This is a genomic window from Streptomyces luteosporeus, assembly GCF_039532865.1.
In the GTDB taxonomy this organism is placed as follows: Bacteria; Actinomycetota; Actinomycetes; order Streptomycetales; family Streptomycetaceae; genus Streptomyces; species Streptomyces luteosporeus.
On the sequence record NZ_BAAASL010000002.1, the window covers coordinates 406,834 to 426,511 of the forward strand.

The following is a 19,678-nucleotide window of genomic DNA, read 5'->3' on the forward strand; positions in this document are numbered from 1 at the left end:
CGATCGCGCAGTTCCCTGCGCCCCTACGGGGCGCTGCATGACCAGGTCACCGGGCGAAGCCCGGTCCCGGGGGTGCGAGGGGGCGCAGCCCCGCTCGGAGACGGGGAGAGGGCGGGGCCGGGGCTCAGCCGCCCGCAGGGCCGACCCGGCTGTCAGTCCCGTGGCCCACAATGGGACGGCGGGCGTGGAGTCAAACGGTGAGGGAGGCGGCGGCGCATGAGCGTGTGGGAGGACCTGGTCGGCCAGGACCGGGTGATCGAGCAGCTCGCCGCTGCCGCGCACGACGCGGGCGCCCTCGTCGCGGCCGGCGGTGCACCCGAAGGCGCCTCCCGCATGACGCATGCCTGGTTGTTCACCGGCCCGCCGGGTTCCGGCCGGGCCACGGCCGCCCGTGCCTTCGCCGCCGCGCTGCAGTGCGTCACTCCCACGGGTGATGTGGGGTGCGGCTTCTGCGAGGGCTGCCACACCACGCTCGTCGGCACGCACGCCGACGTGGAGATCGTTCGCACGGACCTGCTGTCGATCGGCGTCAAGGAAACCCGTGACCTGGTGCGGCGCGCTCAGCTGTCGCCGGCGGGCGGCCGCTGGCAGGTGATCGTGCTGGAGGACGCCGACCGCCTGACGGAGGGCGCCGGCAACGTGCTGCTCAAGGCGGTGGAGGAGCCGGCTCCGCGGACGGTGTGGCTGCTGTGCGCGCCGTCGCTGGAGGACGTGCTGCCGACGATCCGTTCGCGGTGCCGGTCGTTGACGCTGCGGACACCGCCGACGGCCGCGGTGGCGGACGTGCTGGTGCGCCGGGACGGGGTGGAGCCGGAGCTGGCGGCGCGGGTGTCGCGGGCGACGCAGGGGCACATCGGCCGGGCGCGCCGGCTGGCGACGGACGAGCGGGCCCGCGCCCGCCGGGAGGCCGTGCTGCGGGTGCCGTTGCGGGTGGCGGACGTGGGGGGCTGTCTGAAGGCCGCCCAGGAGCTGATCGACGCGGCTGCCGAGGACGCCAAGCAGGTGGCGGAGGAGGTCGACGCCAAGGAGACCGAGGAGCTGCGGGCGGCGCTCGGTGCCGCGGCCGGTACCGGTGGCCGGCTGCCGCGCGGTACGGCGGGGGCGATGAAGGAGCTGCAGGATCGCCAGAAGCGGCGGGCGACGCGTACGCAGCGCGACAGTCTGGACCTGGCGCTGACGGACCTGGCCGGCTTCTACCGCGACGTGCTGGCGATGCAGCTGGGTTCGAGTGTGGAGCTGGCCAACGGCGACGTGCGCGACAGCCTGGAGCGCGTGGCCGGCGCGTCGCGCCCGGAACAGACGCTGCGCCGCATCGAGGCGATCTCGGCGTGCCGGGAGGCGCTCGACCGAAACGTCGCGCCCCTGCTGGCGGTGGAGGCGATGACGGTCGCGCTGCGCGCGGGCTGACGCGCCGGGGGCGAGGGGGGAGTAACACCGGGGCGGGCGGGGCACACCGCAGGTTGGGTGATTCCTCACTCGTATGAGGACTAGTGGGCCGTGGGGCTGGCCAAGTCGGGTAAGTGTGCCGATACGCTCCGTATGCGTACGTAGGTCTTACGTATGCCTTTTGCCCGCCTGCCTCCCACAGCGAGGGGACCAGCCGATGGACTCCAGCCGCCTGTTCCGCAGCTACGGCACGCTCGCCGCGACCGCGGCCCTGCTGATCACCACCGCCGTGCCGGGCACTGCGCAGGCGGACGGCCTGCCCGCCAGACCGCTGCGGGTGGCCGAGGCCGGGGCGCCCGAGCTGGCCCCGCTGCCCACCGGCGTGCCGCGCGCCCTGCGCCCGTACTACCGGCAGCGCCTGAGCTGGCACGCCTGCCCCGGCAAGCGCTCCGGCTTCGAGTGCGCCACCCTGCGCGCTCCCCTCGACTACGCCTCGCCCGGCGCGGGCGACGTCAGGCTGGCCGTCTCCCGCAAGAAGGCGGCCGGGGACGCCAAGCGCCTGGGTTCGCTGATGCTCAACCCCGGTGGCCCGGGCGGCTCGGCGATCGACTTCCTGCAGGCGTACGCGGCCGCCGCCTATCCGGCGCCGGTCCGGGCCCGCTACGACCTGGTCGCCATGGACCCGCGCGGCGTGGCCGGCAGCCAGCCCGTCACCTGCCTGTCCGACCCGGAGATGGACGACTTCGCGCAGGTCGACGCGACGCCCGACGACGAGGGGGAGGTGCGTGAGCTGGTCGCGGCGTACAAGAAGTTCTCCAAGGCCTGCGCCGCCCACTCCGGCAAACTGCTGCGCCACGTCTCCACCGTGGAGGCGGCCCGCGACATGGACGTCTTCCGGGCGGCGCTGGGCGACGACAAGCTGCACTACGTCGGCGCCTCCTACGGCACGTTCCTCGGCGCCACCTACGCCGGGCTCTTCCCGTCACGGGTGGGCCGCCTCGTCCTCGACGGCGCACTGGACCCGAGCCTGTCCGCCCGACAGGTCAACCGCGACCAGACGGCCGGTTTCCAGACGGCCCTGTCGTCCTTCGCCGAGGACTGCGCCAGGCACGACGACTGCCCGCTCGACAGCGGCCGCGCCGACGTCGCCAGCGCCCGCCTGCGCGGCTTCTTCAAGCATCTCGACCAGCACCCGCTGGCCACCGGCCGGTCGCGGCCGCTGACCGAGAGCCTGGCCACCACGGGTGTGATCTCCGCCATGTACGACGAGGCGTCCTGGCCGCTGCTGCGCCGGGCCCTGAACGACGCGGAGTCCGGCGACGGCGCCCTGCTGCTGCGGCTCTCCGACGCCTACTACGAGCGCAACGAGCAGGGGCACTACACCAACCTGATGCCCGCGAACGCCGCCGTGAACTGCCTCGACCTGCCGTCCGCCTTCTCCGGCCCCGCGGACGTCCGCCGGGCCCTGCCGGCCTTCGAGAAGGCCTCCCCGGTGCTCGGCGAGAGCTTCGCCTGGTCGGCCCTGAGCTGCGCCTACTGGCCCGTGCGCCCCACCGGCGGCCCCCACCGCATCCCCGCCCGGGGAGCCGCGCCCATCCTCGTCGTGGGCACCACCCGCGACCCGGCCACCCCCTACCCGTGGGCCCGCTCCCTGGCCCGCCAGCTCTCCTCCGGCCGCCTGCTGACGTACGAGGGCGACGGCCACACGGCGTACACCCGCGGCAGCTCCTGCGTGGACGGCGCGATCAACGACTACCTCCTCGGCACCACCCCGCCCCCCGCCTCCCGCCGCTGCTCCTGAGCACTGTGTTCGGAGCACTCCCCGGGACCCTGTAGACTTAGGCGCGCTGCTGGTGCCGATCTCGGCTCCACAGATTGCCGCCTTAGCTCAGTTGGCCAGAGCAACGCACTCGTAATGCGTAGGTCTCGGGTTCGAATCCCGAAGGCGGCTCGTTTCAAGCCCGGCTCGGACCTCGTCCGAGCCGGGCTTCTTCGTTCAGTGGCACGTTCGGCGGTGGCGGCGCAGCAGCAGGCCGGTTGTGCCGGCGGTGAGGGTCCACAGCAGGAGGGGGAAGGCCGCCAGGCGTTCCATGCCTCCCATGCCGAGGCCGAGGTAGTGCTCGGAGAGGAAGAGGCCGAAGGCGGCGATCGCCGCGGCTCCCAGGAGGCCGGTGGTTCGGCGCAGGAGGGGCGGGACGGTGTGGGACAGGCCGGATCCGGCCAGGAGGAGGCCGATGTTGCCCGCGCCCATGACGAGGAGGGCGCCGAGGGCGTGCTGGTTCTCGTTGACGTCGGCGGGGGCCAGGCCGGCCAGGACGAAGCCGGCGCCGCCGGCGGCCAGCAGGCAGCGGGCGGTGCGGGCGGTGGCGTTCTTGCGCCACAGGGGGCCGGTGAGGAGGGCGCCGGCGGCGACGAGGGCGCCGAGGGTGATGAACGAGGTGTTCATGAGGGCGTGTTCGGGCGAGCAGATGTAGCGCGGCGTGGGGTCCGGTTGGAGGGCGCAGTGGGCGTTGCCCAGGTCGCTGATGTTGTTGCGGGCCCAGCTGTACGGCTCCGCCCAGGCCGCTTGGACGATTCCGTGGAACGCGAAGAACTGTGCCACGCCCACGATCCATGCGACGTATCCGATCCGTGCCTTCACCCGTCCGCCCCTGTTCGCGCGATTGCCGTCGGCCCCAGACGATCAGGCGCGGCCGTGCCCGGGCACTCCGACGGCCCCCCGGCCCGGGGTGGGGCGGGCCCCACCCCGGAGGGACAACACGGCGGGGCCGGTCCGCGACGGGGGTTGCGCGGACCGGCCCCGGGGGAGGGGAAGCCGGGAGGTTACGCGGAGGGCTTCTGGAACGCCTTGATCATCGCGGCGTAGCTGTTCTTCGCGTGGCCCTGGGAGATGATCTTCTCCATCAGGTTCTGCGAGTACTTCGGCAGCTCGACGTCCACGCCCAGCGCCTCGCTCTCGTGGACGAGGTGCTTGAGGGCTTCGAGGTGGGTCTCGAGGGTGGCGTCGTTGGCGGGGAACTCGCCGTCGCCCGCGTCGATCTGGTTGGCGTAGTCGGTGGTGAACATCTTGATGGCGTCGAGCCACATGTGGGCCCACGGCAGGTACGTCTTGGCGGAGACGTCGGCGGTGCCGACGACGGCCACGCCGTGGAGGAAGGCGTTGAAGGTGCCCCACATCAGGCCGAGCAGCGACACGTCGTACAGGGCCGGCATGCCGTAGTCGGCACCGAGGTAGGTGGTGCCGCCGCCGAGGAGCTTCAGGGTGGGCTCGTGGGCCGTGAAGACCTCCTCGTCACCGGCGTAGAAGAGCACCGAGGTCTCGGCGCCGATGCCGGGCGGGGTGATCATGATGACACCGTCGAGGTACTTCACGCCCAGCTTGCCGAAGCGGTCGGCGGCGGAGCGGGCCTGGTCCGAGGAGCCGGAGGTCAGGTTGACCAGGACCTTGCCCTTGAGGGCCTCGTCGAGGCCGTCCAGGACGTTGTCCATGACGTCGTAGGTGGAGACGCACACGACGAGCAGGTCGCTCGCGGCGACGGCCTCGGCCGGGGTGGCGGCGAGGACGGCGCCCTCCGAGACGAGCTTGGCGGCCTTGTCGGCCGAGCGGTTCCAGACGGTGGTGGGGTGACCCGCCTTGAGGAACGCGGCGGCAAGCGCCTGCCCCATCAGGCCGAGGCCGATGACGGTCACCGGGGCGCGGTTGTCGCCCATGAGAATCCTCCAGTGCACATGATTTCGCTACGGATAGGGCGCCTGGGGTGCGGATCAGGCCCGGGCGATCGCTGCGACCGGCGCTCACTACTCGTAGGTTGACGGACGTCATTCGGGTGCCACAAGTACCCACTTTGAAGTGGGTACTTACCGGCATGTAAGCGATCGGGAAATTCCCGGTCGCGGGGTCGTGGCGGCCTACAGGAACTCGGTGTCCGGCTCCAGGCCGAGCAGGACGCGACCCTGGAGTTCGAGGTTCACGTTGGGCGCGGCCAGCGCGTGCAGGGCGAAGCCCTGGATGTCGCGGTGGAAGCGCTGCAGGTCGACGCTGCGCTGGATGACCGAGCCGCCGCTGGCGTTGTAGAGGATCTCGACGGCCTCCTTGGCCAGCTGGGCCGCGAAGCCCGTCTGGCCGCGGACGATGGCCTTCTCCTCGTCGGTGGGCTGCTCGCCGGCGTCGGCACGGGCCTGCAGGACGTCGAGCCAGCGCTGCGAGAGCGCCTCGGCGGCGTCGATCTTGTTGCGGGCGGTGGCGACCTGGATCTGCGTGAGCGGGTGCTGCTTCTGGTCGGTCCAGTTGGTGTAGGTGATGCCGCGGCCGGGGAGGCGCTCCAGGAACAGCTCGTACGCGCCCTGCGCGATGCCGAGGAAGACGGCGGCGCACTCGGCCATCACCATGCTGAGCAGGCCGTAGTTGCGGCCGGTGGCGCCGGTGTTGGAGCGGTCGCCGGTCGCGCTGACCATGACCTCCTCGAAGGTGACCACGTGGTGCGCGGGGACGAAGACGTCCTTGGCGGTGGTCGTGGCGCTGCCGGTGGCGGTGCCGGCCGAGACGTACCAGTCGTCCGTGATGCTCAGGTCGCTCATCGGGACGACGACCATGACCTCGCCGTGCGAGCCGTCGGGGTGCTCGATCATCGCGGCGGTGAAGTTCCAGTGGGCGCCCTGGCAGCCGGAGTTGAACTTCCAGGAGCCGTTGAGGATGTAGCCGCCCTCGGTGGGCACCACGGTGCCGGTGGGGGCGAAGGCGCTGGAGATGCGGACGGTGCCGTCCGCGAAGATCTCTTCCTGGGCCTTGTCCGGGTAGAGGGTGGCCGTCCAGACGCTGGAGGACCACACCATGGTCACCCAGCCGGTGGACGGGCAGCCGCGGGCGATCTCGGATATGACCTTGGCCTGCTCGGCGAGCGACAGGTCGAGGCCGCCGAAACGCTCGGGCACGGCCATGCGGAAGACGCCGGCCTTTTCGAGAAGCTCGATGTTCTCGTCAGGGATCCAGCGCCGGTCCTCGGCCTCGAGGCCATTCTTGCGGAGAATGGGGACGATGCTTTTCACCGCGTCCAATACGGACGCGAGCCTGTCGTTGGCGGCCAATTCCGGCTCCTCGTCGTCGGGTTGCCCGGGCAACCATACTGATGGCCGGTGCACGTACGGACAGTTGGAGGTCATGCGCCGGTAACGGGCCGCCGATTACCGCCCGATTACCGCGTGATTCCCGCTCGATTGCCGGTCGCTTACCCCGCGGTGCGTAGTGCGGCCGAAAAGCCGTGTGATGTGCGGGGATTGGGCGGAGGTGTTAATTCCGTGTGGCACCATCCGTCGCATGACGATTTCTTGGCCCGACCTCGTGACCACCGCCGCCACCGACGTCACCAGCGTGCTGGAGAAGGCCGCCGACCGGAACTGGGACGGACGTGCCGGGGAGCTGGAGTGGAGCTGTCGCGAGACCCTCTCGCACATCGCGCTGGGCGTCGTCGGCTACGCCGGCCTGCTGATCGCCCAGCCGCAGGACCGCTACATCACCCTGTTCTCCTCCATCGACTCCCAGGCCCCGATCCCGGCGGCCCTCGAAGGCATCCGCATCGCCGGCACCCTCCTGGCGACCACCGTGCGCGACGCGAAGCCGGAGGTGCGCGCCTGGCACCCCTACGGCCACTCCGACGGCCCCGGTTTCGCCGCGATGGGTGTCCTGGAGCTGGTGGTGCACGGCCGTGACCTCGCCCTGGCGCACGGCATCGACTGGACGCCGTCGGACGAGCTGTGCGCGCCCGTGGTCGAGCGCCTCTTCCGGGACGCCCCCACCGGCCACGCGCCGGCGCAGACCCTGCTGTGGTGCACCGGCCGCATCGCCCTGCCCGGCCTGCCGCGGCGTACGAACTGGCGCTGGGACGGCACCGTCCGCTGACCCGACGCCTGCCGACGGCCGAGGGCCCGGACCGCCACCCAGGCGGTCCGGGCCCTCACCCGTGGTCCGTGCGGCCCCTTGGGCCGTGCGAGCCCGTGACCCGTACGAGCCCGTGACCCGTGCGGATCGCGGCCTACAGGAAGTCGGTGTCCGGGTCCATGCCGAGCAGGATGCGGCCCTGCACCTCCAGGTTGGCGGCCTGCTGCACGAGGGCGTGCAGGGCGAAGCCCTGGATGTCGCGGTGGAAGCGCTGCAGGTCGACGCTGCGCTGGATGACCGAGCCGCCGCTGGCCTCGAAGAGGATGTCCACGGCCTCCTTGGCGAGCTGCGTGGCGAACGCGGTCTGGCCGCGGACGATCGCCTTCTCCTCGTCCGTGGGCTGCTCACCGGCGTCCGCGCGCCGCTGCAGCACCTCCAGCCAGCGCTCCGACAGCGCCTCGGCGGCGTCGATCTTGTTGCGGGCGGTGGCGACCTGGATCTGGGTGAGCGGGTGCTGCTTCTGGTCGGTCCAGTTGGTGTAGGTGATGCCGCGGCCGGGGAGACGCTCCAGGAACAGCTCGTACGCCCCCTGCGCGATGCCGAGGAAGACCGCCGTCACCTCGGCGAGGATGAAGGCCAGCAGGCCGTAGTTGCGGCCGGTGGCGCCGGTGTTGGAGCGGTCGCCGGTCGCGCAGACCATGACCTCGCCGTAGTCGACGACGTGGTGGGCGGGGACGAAGACGTTCTCGGCGGTGGTGGTGGAGCTGCCGGTGCCGGCGCCGGAGGAGACGTGCCAGTCGTCGGCGATGGTCATCTTGTCCATCGGGACGATGGCCATCACCTCGCGGTGCGAGCCGTCGGCCTCCTCCAGGACGGCGGCGGTGAAGTTCCAGTGGGCGCCACGGCAGCCGGAGTTGAAGCGGTAGGTGCCGTTGAGCAGGTAGCCGCCGTCGGTCGGGGTGAGGGTGCCGGTGGGGGCGAAGACGATGGAGACCCGGGTGTCGCCGCCCGCGAAGATCTCCTCCTGGGCCTTGTCCGGGTAGAGGGTGGCGGCCCAGGCGCTGGTCACCCACACCATCGTGAGCCAGCCGGTGGACGGGCAGCCGCGGGCGATCTCGGCTATGACCTTGGTCTGGTCGGCCAGCGGCAGGTCCAGCCCGCCGAAGCGCCGGGGCACGGCCATGCGGAAGACGCCGGCCTCCTCGAGGAGGGTGATGTTCTCCTCGGGGATCCAGCGGCGTTCCTCGGCCTCCCGGCCGTTCTTGCGGAGAGTGGGGACGATGCTCTTGACCGCATCCAGGACGGATGCAAGGTCGCCGTTCACGGCCATGCGGGGGCTCCTCGTCGTTCCGGCTATCGGTACGGAACGCTACTGAGGAGCTCACTTCGGGTGATCAACCCGCGGTCATGGCACGGTAATCCGGCTCGGGGTTGAGCACGTCCTGCTGCAGGCGCTGCAGTTCGGGCGAGGGCTCCAGGCCGAGCTCCTCGTCGAGGATGCGGTAGAGGTTCTGGTACGCCTTGAGGGCTTCGGCCCGCCGCCCGGCGCTGTGCAGGGCGGAGATGAGCTGGCCGTGGAACCACTCGTTGAGCGGATAGGCGTGCACGAGCAGCCGCAGCTCGGGAATGGATTCGCGCTGCCGGCCCAGCCGGCCCTGGCCCTCGATCCGTAATTCGAGGGCCCGGATGCGCAGTTCGTCGAGGTGGGCGATGGAGCCGGCGAGCAGGTCACCGGAGGGGATGCTGGAGAGCACCGGGCCGCGCCACAGCCCGAGCGCCTGGTTGAGGTGCACGACGGCGGTCTCGGGGTCGCCGTCCTGCAGCTCGGCGTGACCGCGGGCGACGAGCCGCTCGAAGACCTTGATGTCGACCTCGTCGTCGTCGACCTGGACGACGTACCCGGGGGCGCGCGTGACCAGGAGCATACGGCCGGCGGGGGCGAGCTCCTCGCTCACGAACATCCGCCGTGCGTGGTAGATGTACGTCTGCAGCGTGGTCAGGGCACTGCGGGGCGGCTTCTGGCCCCACAGTTCCTGGATGAGCGCGTCCGCGGTGACGATCTCGTTGGGCCGGGTCAGCAGCAGTGCCAGGGCCTGGCAGACCTTCGGGGTGCTCGGTACGTACGTCCTGCCGTCGTCGGCGACTATTTCGAACGGCCCGATGAGGTTGAACCTCACTGTGCACACTCCTGTTCCCGGCGCTGCCGATGACCCCCGCGCCGATCACCTGAAAGGGTGATTCCGACAGTAGGCACACGGGGTGAGGATTCCTACCGAGAGAACCCAAGAGTGTCAGGTTACCGGACGGTAAGTATTTTTATTTGGCGTGCCGCTCATATCCGCCCGGACCGGGCGCGCGCAGATGTGCGTGCCCGGCCCTCGACCCGGCCTCGATCGCACTTCGAGCGGCTCCCGGCAAGCGCATCGCACCGCCCTGGATCCGGCCTCGAGCACCTGCGCACAGGCTGGGGGCGTGCTCACAGAGACGATCTCCCCCGACCTGTTCCGCGCTGCTCTCTCCCGCTGGGCCAGCGGCGTCACCGTGGTGACCACCAGCGACGCCCAGGGGCGCGGCCACGGTTTCACGGCCAGCGCGTTCTCCTCCGTGTCGCTCGACCCCGCGCTCGTTCTGGTGTGCCTGGACAACCGGGCCAACTGCTTCGAGGCGTTCCGGCAGTCGGAGGGGTTCGTGGTGCACCTGCTGGCCCAGGGGCAGCAGGACCTCGCCGGGCGCTTCGCCAGCAAGGGCGCGGACAAGTTCGCCGGTACGGACGTGCAGCTCTCCTCCCGCGGTCTGCCGCTGCTGCCGGGGGCGCTGGCGCGCCTCGAGTGCCGTACGGAGCGGCGTATTCCGGGTGGTGACCACCTGATCCTCATCGGCGAGGTGCACCACGCGCAGGACGGCGAGGGCGAGCCGCTGGTGTACTACCAGCGCGGCTTCCACGAGCTGAACCCGGTGGGCTGACCGCGAGGAAACCTCAGGCCACGTGGCCGGCCGGGCCCGCCGGCCGGTCCGCCTGCTGCTCGCGGGTCGCCGGGAAGGCCGCCGTGCCCGCCAGGACGACGGCCAGGTGGGCCACCGAGGCGAGCGTGACGTGCCGGTGCCAGCCCTGGTAGGAGCGGCCCACGAAGTCCCGTATGCCCACGGCGTCGGCGATCCGCGCGGCGTCGCGGTCGGCGGTGTCCGTCAGCCGGGTCAGACGCAGCAGGGTGCCCAGGGGCAGGTCGGCGGAGTCCGTCAGCCACAGGCGCGGCCGTCGCCGGTCGTCGCCGGACCACTCGGCCACCAGCCGCAGCGGCCTGCGGCCCGCACTGTCGAAGCGGCTCGCGGCCGGCTCCCGGGCCGGCGTGGGCAGGTGCACCGGCAGCGTCGTGGCCAGGGTCTCGCCCCGTTCGTCGCGGGTGCGCGTCCATTCCGCCGGCCGCCGCAGGCGCCCCGCCGCCTCGGCCAGTTGCCCGGCGGTCGTGGTGCGGTCGCTGTAGGCCTGCAGGAGGGCGCCGTCGGGCCGCAGCCGGGTGCCGGGTTCGACGCGGAAGAGCAGGGGGCCCAGGACGCCTTCGAGGTGCCGGGCGCACTCGGCGACGTCCAGGCCGGGCACGCTCACCACCACCGGCAGGCGCTGCGGCCCGGCCCCGGAGGCCGGCATCAGCTGCCGTACGCACGCCTCGGCGGTGGCGGTGTTGACCGATTCGGGGATGTTCGCGCGCTGCCTGCGCCCGGCGTCGGCCAGCCAGCTCTCGGTCAGCTGTAACCGCCAGTCGGCGGGTACGGCGTGGCTGCCGACGAGCCAGGCGCCGTAGGCCTGCTGGCTGTTGACGGTCTGCCCGGTGGCCGGTACGAACCGGGGTTCGACGCCCACCGAGTGCATGCCCGCCTTGGGGATCACGGTGGGCCGTACCACCCAGGCCCGCGGCCGCAGGAGCGTTTCGACGTGGGCGGCCAGCGACTGCCGTACCGGGCGCCAGTCCCACGACGAATCGCTGATGAAGTGGTGCACGCTCTGCCGGGCCGTCGTGCCGCCGATCTGCTCGGCGATGTTGCGCAGGGTCTTGCGGCCCTCGGCGGTCAGCAGTCCGCGGACGTACTGCTGGGCGCGCAGGCGCTGGTCGCTGCGGGCGAGCGAGTCGAAGAGGACGGCACCGACGTCGTCGATCACCTGATCAGCTGTCATTGCATCCCCCCACCGTCATGCCGGACCTGCGTCCTGCGCGAGCATGTCGATCCGCCGAGCGCTGTCCGCAGCGTTCGAGCCCGTGGCCGGGCGGGCGGAAATGCACCCGAAGCGGGTGCGAAGGCACCGCGGGTGACTACTGTTAATAAACCATACGAACGGTTTCAGCGGGTGAAAGTCTGGCCAATGATTGGTGGCGTGTCAGGAGCGCGCCGACTGCTGCCGCAGCCGGTCCGGGCGATCGGGCGCCATGTCCAGCCGGGCCAGCACCGCAGGGACGGCGATGTTGGGCAGCAGCAACTGGTAGAGCAGGGAGATCTCGTGCACGAGGTCCTCCCGCTGGGGCACGGCCTCCGCCATCAGCTGCACGCCCGTCCACGACGCCACCAGCAGCCGGGCCGTCTCGTGCGGGTCCACGTGCGCCAGGACCTCGCCGCGCTCCTTGGCCTCGGCCAGCAGCCCCTCCGCCACGCCGATCCAGTCCGGCCAGCGCGTACCGAACAGCGCCCGGGCCCGCTGGTCCACCGACAGCCGCAGCGCCGCCCTGAGCATGGGCTCCTTCGGCAACCGGTCCGCCAGCAGCAGTGAGGCGTCCGCCAGTTCCTGCAGCTTGAACTGCTGCGGAACGACCCCCTCCGTCGTCACCGCCAGGTCGAGCACGCCGCGCGCCAGGTCCTCCTTGGAGCTGAAATGGAAGTACAGCGCTCCCCTGGTCACATCGGCGAGGGCCAGGATCTGGGAAATCGTCGCGGCTTCGTAGCCGCACTCGTCGAAGACGGTTCCGGCGGCCTCGAGAATGGCGAGCCGGGTGCGCCTGGCACGCTCCTGCTGGGCCATGGAATCCCCCTCCTCATGTCCTGCCCGGTGGTACCCGGAATTCCGAAATCGTACGGTCCGCGGGACGGGAGAATTCCCGGTGCGGCGGGCGGGGACGCGTCTCCTTTCCGGGAGCCGTCCCGACCCGCCGCCGCACCGGTGGCCGCCGGGCCGGGCGTCACTGGTTGACGAAACCGCCGTCCACCGGCATCACGACGCCCGTCAGGAACGGTGAACGGTCGCTGAGCAGCCAGGCCGCCGCCTCCGCGATCTCCTCCGGCGCCGCGGTCCGCCCTTGCGGCGTCATCGCGTTGACCATGTCCTCCAGGCCCGGGTTGCGCCCGAACCAGTCGGCCGTGATCTCGCTGCGGGTGGTACCGGGGGCCACGGCGTTGACCCGGATGCCCTGCTGGGCGTACTCGTCCGCCGCGGCCCGGGTCAGCCCCACCACGGCGTGCTTGGCGGCGACGTACGGCGCGGCGGCGGGGATGGCCACCAGGCCGCCGACGCTGCTGTTGTTGACGATGCTGCCGCCGCCGGCCGCCAGCATCGCGGCGATCTCGTGGCGCAGGCAGTTCCACACGCCGCGGACGTTGGTGTCCATGATGCCGTCGTAGACGTCGTCGTCCATGAGGTGCAACGGCGTGCGGTCGCCGCCTATGCCGGCGTTGTTGAACGCGGCGTCGAGGCGGCCGTGGCGCTCGACGGCGAACTCCACCGCGCGGCGGGCATCGCCGGTGCGTATGACGTCCGCCACGACGTACGAGGCGTCGGCGCCGGCGTCGCGGAGCTCCTCCACGAGGGCGGCGAGCCGCTCCTCGCGGCGGGCCGCGAGGACGACGACGGCGCCCTCGCGGGCGAAGACGCGGGCGGCGGCGGCGCCGATGCCGCTGCTGGCGCCGGTGACGAGGGTGACTTTGCCGGTGAGAAGTTTCTCGTTCATGATCGCGAGTGTGGCACCGGGGGCTCGCGCCCCCGGCGCCGGCTTCGGCCTCAGGGGCGCGGGTAGTGGCCGGCCTCCACGAAGAAGCCGACGTACTTCTCGAACAGCTCCCGGGTCAGGGGCGGGCATGTGATGCCCGTGCCCGACAGGGCCGCCTCCGTCTCCGTCGTGTCGATCGGCGGATAGAACGCGTCCGTGTCCGACGTCATCATCTCGAACGCGTGCAGCAGCGGGTACAGCGCGTTCTCCCGGTCGGCGCGCACCGACCCGCTCCACTCGCCCCACTCCGCCTCGCCCAGCTCGTACCCCATGCCGCGCAGGTACTCCACGCACGTGGCGAGCGACAGCGAGCTCTGGTTGAACAGGTGGAACGTGCCGCCCGTGTGCTTTGCACCCCGCGAGATCCCGAGGATCGCCGCACTGACGTAGTTCACCGGCAGCAGGTGGAAGCGGCCGCCGCTCGTGGCCGGCACCGCGCCCGCCTGCAGCAGGCCCTTCAGGCTGAGCCAGACGAAGTCGGCCGTCTGGCAGGCGCCGTGCTCCTGGTCGCCGGAGATGACGTCGACCCGGTAGACGGACACCGGCAGCCCGCGCTCGCGTGCGATGCCGATGATCTGCTCGGCCACCCACTTGCTCTGCAGGTAGCCGCTCGGCAGCGCCTCGGCCGGCCCGGTCGGGTCGGTGACCTTCAGCGGCACGCCCTCCTCCACCGCGCCGTCGAAGACGCCGACGGTGGAGACGTAGTGCACCGGCACCGTCCGGTGCCGCGCGGCCAGGCGCAGCACCTCCTGCGTACCGAGGACGTTGGGCGCCCTGAGCGTGGTGTACGGGTGGAGCCAGTGCACGTGGGCGCCGTTGTGGTAGACCACGTCGACCGTGCGCGCCAGCTCGTCGTACGCCTCCGGGGCCAGCCCGAGGCCCGGCTCCGCGAGGTCGCCGAGGACGAGCACGAGGCGCTCGGCGTCGACGTCGTCCCAGACCCGGTAGTACTCCAGGCTCTCCCGCAGCCGCGCCAGCGCCGCGTCGCGGTCGGCGCCGCGCACGAGGCAGTGGACGCGGGCCGACGTCGTGCGCATCAGGTCCCGCAGCAGGAACGCGCCGAGGAAGCCGGTCGCGCCGGTGAGGAGCACCTCGCGCGGGTCGTCCGCCGAGCGCACCACCTCGTCCGCGGGGCGGATGTCGTCCGGGAGCACGATCTCGGCGGCGAAGTCGACGGCCGCCTGCCCGGCCGAGCCGCCCGCGCCCGCCGTCAGCGCCTCCGTGAGGAGGAACGCGGCCAGCCGCTCGGGCGTGGGGTGGTCGAAGACCACCGTCGGCGGCAGCTTCACGCCGGCCGCGGCACCGAGCCGGTTGCGCAGCTCGACCGACGTCAGGGAGTCGAAGCCGAGCGAGGGGAAGGACTGCGCGGCGTCGACGCCGCCCGTCCCCGCGTGCCCCAGCACCCCGCCGATCTCGGCGACGACCATGGCCAGCACGGTCTGCTGCTGCTCGTCCGGGGCCAGCCCGGCCAGCCGGTCGGCCAGCGAACCGTCCACGACGTCCGAGTTGCGCGCGGTACGCCGCACGGGGGTGCGGACCAGGGCGCTCAGGACCACCGGCGCCTGCGCGGGCTGGGCGCGCAGCGGGGCGAGGTCCAGCGGCGTGGCGACGAGGGCCGGCTCGCCGAGGCCCAGCGCGGCGTCCAGCAAAGCGGTGCCCTGCGCGGCCGTGACCGGCCGGAAGCCGCTGCGCGCGATGCGCTTGAGGTCGACCTCGTCCAGGTGGCCGCTCATGCCGCTGTCCTGCTCCCACAGGCCCCACGCCAGCGACGTGGCCGGCAGCCCGTGCGCCGCCCGGTGCTGGGCGAGGGCGTCGAGGAAGACGTTCGCCGCGGCGTAGTTGGCCTGGCCGGGACCGCCGACCACACCGGCGATGGAGGAGAACAGCACGAACGCGGCGAGGCCGAGGTCCTTCGTCAGCTCGTGCAGGTGCCACGCCGCGTCCGCCTTCGGGCGCAGGACGGCGGCCAGGCGCTCGGGGGTCAGCGAGGTGATCAGACCGTCGTCCAGAACACCGGCGGTGTGCACGACGGCGGTCAGCGGGTGTGCGGCAGGGATCTGCGCCAGCAGCCGGGCGAGGGCGTCGCGGTCGCTCGCGTCGCAGGCGGCGACGGTGACGGTCGCGCCGAGGGCGCGCAGCTCGGCGGCGACCTTCTCCGCGCCGGGGGCGGCCGGGCCGCGGCGGCTGGTCAGGAGGAGGTGGCGGACGCCGTGCGTCTGCACGAGGTGTCGTGCGAAGAGGGCGCCCAGGTTGCCGGTGCCGCCGGTTACTAGGGCGGTGCCGTTGCCGCGGAGCGGTGCGGGTCCGTGGGTGGGCTGTGCCCACCCGTTCCGCCCAGCGGAACGATTGCCCACAGCCGCGCGGGCAAGGCGGGGCACCAGAACCTTGCCGTTGCGGATCGCCGACTGGGGTTCGCCTGAGAGGGCTGCAGTTGCCGCTTCCGCCTCGGCCGTTGCGTCCACCAGGACGATCCTGCCCGCGTGTTCGGACTGGGCCGAGCGGAGGAGGCCCCAGATCGTTGCGGCTGCGAGGTCCGTGACGTCCTCGTCCGGCGCCGTGGCCACCGCGCCGGTCGTGACCACGGTCAGCGGTACGTCGGTCAGGCGGTCCTCGGCCAGCCATTCCTGGACCAGGCCCAGCGTGCGCAGTGCCGTGGCGTGGACGCGGGCCGGGACGTCGGCCGTGGGTTCGGCGGGCAGGGGGAGCAGGACGGTGTCGTAGCGGTGGGCGGCGGCGGCCACTGCCGCCAGGTCCGGGCGGTCGGGGTCCAGGACCGTCCACCGGGCGTCGGTCCGGGCCGGCGGTGCCGTGACCGGCGTCCACTCCATCCGGAACAGCGCGTCGTGCGGCCGGACGAGGGCGTCGGTGACGTCGGCGACCGCGTACGTCGTCGTACGTACCCGTTCCACCGCGGCGACGGGCGCTCCGCCGAGGTCGGCGAGGTGCACGGAGAAGCCGCCGCCGGCGGCGGGGGCGAGGCGGGCGCGCAGGGCGGTGGCGCCGGTGGCGTACAGCCGGACGCCTTCCCAGCGGTCGGCGGGGCCCGCGGCCAGCGGGTGCAGGGCGGCGTCCAGCAGGGCGGGGTGCAGGCCGAAGCCGGCCGGGTCGGTGCCGGCGTCGGGGCGGATCTCGGCGTAGAGCTCGTCGCCGCGGCGCCAGGCGGCGGCGAGGCCGTGGAAGGCGGGGCCGTACGCGAGACCGGCCGCGGCCAGCGCCGCGTACGCCTCCTCGGGGGCGTACGGCGTCGCGTCCTGCGGGGGCCAGGCGGTCAGGTCGAAGGAGCCGTCCGCGGAGCCGCCGTCGGCCAGCAGGCCGTGCGCGTGCAGGGTCCAGGGCGCGTCGGGGCCGTCGGGCCGGGCGTGGACGGTCACCTCGCGGCGGCCGCCGGTGCCGGGCGCGGCGACGCGGACCTGGAGCTGGACGGCGCCCTTCTCCGGCACCGCGAGCGGGGCGTCGACGGCGAATTCGGCGAGGGTGTCCGCGCCCACCTCGTCGCCCGCGCGCAGCGCGAGCTCGACGAGGGCGGCCGCGGGGACGACGGCGGTGCCGTGGACGCGGTGGTCGGCGAGCCAGCGGTGGGTGCGCAGGGAGATGCGGCCGGCGAAGAGGGCCTCGTCGGCGCCGGCGACGGGCAGGGCGGCGCCGAGCAGCGGGTGGGCGGCGGGGGCGAGGCCCAGGCCGGTGGCGTCGGTCGTGGCGGCGGACTCCACCCAGTAGCGGCGGTGCTGGAAGGCGTACGTGGGCAGGTCGACGCGCCGGGCGCCGGTGCCGGCGAAGAAGGCCCGCCAGTCGACGGGTACGCCGTGGGCGTGGAGCCGGCCCAGGCCCTCGACGAGGGCGGCGGGTTCGGCGGGGCCGCGGCGCAGCAGGGCGACGGCCGTGCCGGTGTCGGTGGTCTCCTGGGCGAGGGCGGTCAGGACGCCGCCGGGGCCGGCCTCGGCGTAGGCGGTGACGCCCTGGGCGGCGAGGGTGCGCACGGCGTCGGCGAAGCGGACGGGTTCGCGCACGTGGCGTACCCAGTAGTCGGCGCTGGCGAGTTCGGCCGGGTCGGCGAGGGCGCCGGTGAGCCCGGAGACGATCGGGATCTCCGGCTGGTGGTAGGTGAGGCTCTCGGCGACCTTGCGGAAGAGGGGCAGCATGGGCTGCATGTGCGGGGAGTGGAAGGCGTGGCTGACGGTGAGCCGCGTGGTCTTGCGGCCGCGCTCGCGCAGCTGCCCGGCGATCTCCTCGGCGGCGTCCGCGTCTCCCGCGACGACCACGGATGCGGGGCCGTTGACGGCGGCGACGGCCACCTGCTCCTCGTACCCGGCCAGCAGCGGCAGCACCTCCTCCTCCGCGGCCTGGACGGCGATCATCGCGCCGCCGGGCGGGAGTTCCTGCATCAGCCGGCCGCGGGCGGCGACCAGCTTGGCGGCGTCCCCCAGCGAGAACACGCCGGCGACGTGGGCGGCCGCGATCTCGCCGATGGAGTGCCCGGCGAGGTAGTCGGGCCGTACGCCCCAGGACTCGAGGAGCCGGTAGAGGGCGACCTCGACGGCGAACAGCGCGGGCTGGGTCCAGGCGGTGTCGTCCAGGCCCTCGCCGCTGTCGATCACCTCGCGCAACGGCCGTCCCAGCAGCGGGTCGAGGGCGGCGGCCACGGCGTCGAAGGCCTCGGCGAAGACCGGGTACGCCGCGTACAGCTCGCCGCCCATGCCCGCGCGCTGGGCGCCCTGCCCGGTGAAGAGCACGGCGGTCCTGCCGGCCGCCCGGGCGCCGCGCACGACGGCGGCGTGCTGCTCGCCGGCCGCCAGCGCGGCGAGGCCGGCCAGCAGGTCGTCGCGGCCGGTGCCGGTGACCACGGCCCGGTGCTCCAGGGCGGAACGCCCGGTGGCCAGGGAGTACGCCACGTCGAGCGGGGAGGCGTCGCCCGCGCTCTCCAGCAGCCGCTGCGCCTGGGCGGGCAGCGCCTCGGCGCTGCGGGCGGACAGCAGCCACGGCAGGACGGGCGGGGTGACCGTCGCCGGTTCCGCAGCGCTCTCCTCGGCCGGCGGCTGTTCGAGGATGACGTGGGCGTTGGTGCCGCTGACGCCGAAGGCGGAGACGGCCGCCCGGCGCGGCCGCCCCGTCGCGGGCCACGGGCGGGCCTCGGTGAGCAGTTCGACGGAGCCGGCGCTCCAGTCGACCATCGGGGTCGGCTCGTCGACGTGGAGGGTGCGCGGCAGCACGCCGTGGTCCATGGCCTGGATCATCTTGATGACGCCGCCGACGCCGGCGGCGGCCACGGTGTGGCCGATGTTGGACTTCAGCGACCCCAGGTACAGCGGCCGCTCGCCGTCCCGTCCCTGGCCGTAGGTGGCCAGCAGCGCCTGGGCCTCGATGGGGTCGCCGAGGCGGGTGCCGGTGCCGTGGGCCTCGACGGCGTCGACGTCGGCGGGAGTGAGGCGGGCGTCGGCGAGGGCGGCGCGGATGACGCGTTCCTGGGACGGGCCGTTGGGCGCGGTCAGTCCGTTGGAGGCGCCGTCCTGGTTGACGGCCGAGCCGCGCACGACGGCGAGGACGCGGTGCCCGTTGCGGCGCGCGTCGGAGAGCTTCTCGACGAGCAGCAGGCCGGCGCCCTCCGACCAGGAGGTGCCGTCCGCGGCGGCCGCGAAGGACTTGATGCGGCCGTCGGGCGCGAGTCCGCTCTGCCGGGAGAAGTCCACGAATCCGCCCGGGGTGGCGGTGACGGTGGCGCCGCCGGCCAGGGCCAGCACCGACTCGCCCTGCCGTACCGACTGCACGGCCAGGTGCAGGGCGACCAGCGACGACGAGCAGGCGGTGTCCACCGACAGTGCCGGGCCCTCGAAGCCGAAGGCGTAGGCGATGCGGCCGGAGGCGACCGAGCTGAGCTTGCTGGTGAGCAGGTAGCCCTCGAACTCCTGCGGCCCGTCCAGGCCCAGGTAGCTCTGCTCGATCACGCCCGCGAAGACGCCCACCCGCTGCCCGCGCAGGGCGGCCGGGTCGATGCCGGCCTGTTCGAAGGTCTCCCACGCCGTCTCCAGCAGCACCCGCTGCTGCGGGTCCATGGCCTGGGCCTCGCGCGGGGAGATGCCGAAGAACGCCGCGTCGAAGTGGCCCGCGCCGTCGAGGAAGCCGCCCTCGCGGGTGTAGGAGGTGCCGGGCGTGGCCGGGTCCGGGTCGTAGAGCTTCTCCAGGTCCCAACCGCGGTCGGCGGGGAACGGCGAGATGCCGTCCACGCCGCCCTCGACCATGCGCCACAGGTCCGCGGGCGAGGCCACGCCGCCGGGGAAGCGGCAGGCCATGCCGACGATCGCGACGGGCTCCTCGGTGCCCGCCTCCAGCTCGGCGAGCCGGGCCCGGGCCTTCTTCAGGTCGGCCGTCACCCACTTGAGGTACTCGACCAGTTTCTCTTCATTGGGACTGGACATCAGGGATCGTCTCTCCTGGGCGATGGGGGAAGGCGAGG

Annotated in this window: 13 protein-coding genes and 1 tRNA gene; 5 read left to right on the forward strand and 9 right to left on the reverse strand. The window is 73.0% G+C overall.

Features of this window, described 5'->3' with window-relative positions; translation table 11 throughout:
- The first annotated feature begins 216 nt into the window (after positions 1–216).
- The 3 genes from ABD361_RS03995 to ABD361_RS04005 all read left to right on the forward strand — a co-directional run bounded on the left by ABD361_RS03995 (position 217) and on the right by ABD361_RS04005 (position 3,337).
- Positions 217–1,407, forward strand: coding sequence for a DNA polymerase III subunit delta' (locus ABD361_RS03995; RefSeq protein ID WP_344433240.1), 1,191 nt, complete (start codon positions 217–219; stop codon positions 1,405–1,407).
- 196 nt (positions 1,408–1,603) lie between these two features.
- A complete protein-coding gene (locus ABD361_RS04000; RefSeq protein WP_344433241.1) occupies positions 1,604–3,187 on the forward strand; it encodes an alpha/beta hydrolase in 1,584 nt (527 codons plus the stop codon).
- Positions 3,188–3,263: 76 nt separating this feature from the next.
- A tRNA-Thr gene (locus tag ABD361_RS04005) sits at positions 3,264–3,337 on the forward strand.
- Positions 3,338–3,382: 45 nt separating this feature from the next.
- On the opposite strand, the gene ABD361_RS04010 is transcribed toward ABD361_RS04005, so the two are convergent.
- From ABD361_RS04010 to ABD361_RS04020, 3 genes are all read right to left on the reverse strand, one after another.
- Positions 3,383–3,988: a DUF998 domain-containing protein gene (locus ABD361_RS04010; RefSeq protein ID WP_344433242.1), complete on the reverse strand. Its 606-nt coding sequence runs from the start codon at positions 3,986–3,988 to the stop codon at positions 3,383–3,385.
- A 221-nt stretch (positions 3,989–4,209) separates the two neighbouring features.
- Entirely contained in the window at positions 4,210–5,097 is an 888-nt protein-coding gene (locus ABD361_RS04015) for an NAD(P)-dependent oxidoreductase (protein WP_344433243.1), read from the reverse strand.
- A gap of 198 nt (positions 5,098–5,295) precedes the next feature.
- On the reverse strand, positions 5,296–6,471 hold the full coding sequence (locus tag ABD361_RS04020) for an acyl-CoA dehydrogenase family protein (RefSeq protein WP_344433244.1): 1,176 nt from the start codon (positions 6,469–6,471) through the stop codon (positions 5,296–5,298).
- 229 nt (positions 6,472–6,700) lie between these two features.
- Here ABD361_RS04020 and ABD361_RS04025 point away from each other — a divergent pair, with 229 nt between their 5' ends.
- Positions 6,701–7,282: a maleylpyruvate isomerase N-terminal domain-containing protein gene (locus ABD361_RS04025; RefSeq protein WP_344433245.1), complete on the forward strand. Its 582-nt coding sequence runs from the start codon at positions 6,701–6,703 to the stop codon at positions 7,280–7,282.
- A 133-nt stretch (positions 7,283–7,415) separates the two neighbouring features.
- Here ABD361_RS04025 and ABD361_RS04030 read toward each other — a convergent pair whose 3' ends face one another.
- Together ABD361_RS04030 and ABD361_RS04035 are read right to left on the reverse strand one after the other, a co-directional pair.
- Positions 7,416–8,591: an acyl-CoA dehydrogenase family protein gene (locus tag ABD361_RS04030; RefSeq protein WP_344433246.1), complete on the reverse strand. Its 1,176-nt coding sequence runs from the start codon at positions 8,589–8,591 to the stop codon at positions 7,416–7,418.
- A gap of 64 nt (positions 8,592–8,655) precedes the next feature.
- On the reverse strand, positions 8,656–9,438 hold the full coding sequence (locus ABD361_RS04035; protein ID WP_344433247.1) for an AfsR/SARP family transcriptional regulator: 783 nt from the start codon (positions 9,436–9,438) through the stop codon (positions 8,656–8,658).
- Positions 9,439–9,733: 295 nt separating this feature from the next.
- Between ABD361_RS04035 and ABD361_RS04040 the strand changes: the two genes are divergently transcribed.
- Positions 9,734–10,225, forward strand: a complete 492-nt coding sequence (locus ABD361_RS04040) for a flavin reductase family protein (RefSeq protein ID WP_344433248.1) — start codon at positions 9,734–9,736, stop codon at positions 10,223–10,225.
- Between the two features lie 13 nt (positions 10,226–10,238).
- On the opposite strand, the gene ABD361_RS04045 is transcribed toward ABD361_RS04040, so the two are convergent.
- The 4 genes from ABD361_RS04045 to ABD361_RS04060 form a co-directional block, all read right to left on the reverse strand.
- On the reverse strand, positions 10,239–11,432 hold the full coding sequence (locus ABD361_RS04045) for an IS701 family transposase (protein ID WP_344433249.1): 1,194 nt from the start codon (positions 11,430–11,432) through the stop codon (positions 10,239–10,241).
- Positions 11,433–11,633: 201 nt separating this feature from the next.
- Positions 11,634–12,269 (reverse strand): ScbR family autoregulator-binding transcription factor, encoded by a 636-nt coding sequence (locus ABD361_RS04050; protein ID WP_344433250.1) that lies wholly within the window; start codon positions 12,267–12,269, stop codon positions 11,634–11,636.
- 157 nt (positions 12,270–12,426) lie between these two features.
- Positions 12,427–13,191 (reverse strand): glucose 1-dehydrogenase, encoded by a 765-nt coding sequence (locus tag ABD361_RS04055; RefSeq protein ID WP_344433251.1) that lies wholly within the window; start codon positions 13,189–13,191, stop codon positions 12,427–12,429.
- A gap of 50 nt (positions 13,192–13,241) precedes the next feature.
- On the reverse strand, positions 13,242–19,643 hold the full coding sequence (locus ABD361_RS04060) for a thioester reductase domain-containing protein (RefSeq protein WP_425583141.1): 6,402 nt from the start codon (positions 19,641–19,643) through the stop codon (positions 13,242–13,244).
- Positions 19,644–19,678 lie beyond the last annotated feature (35 nt).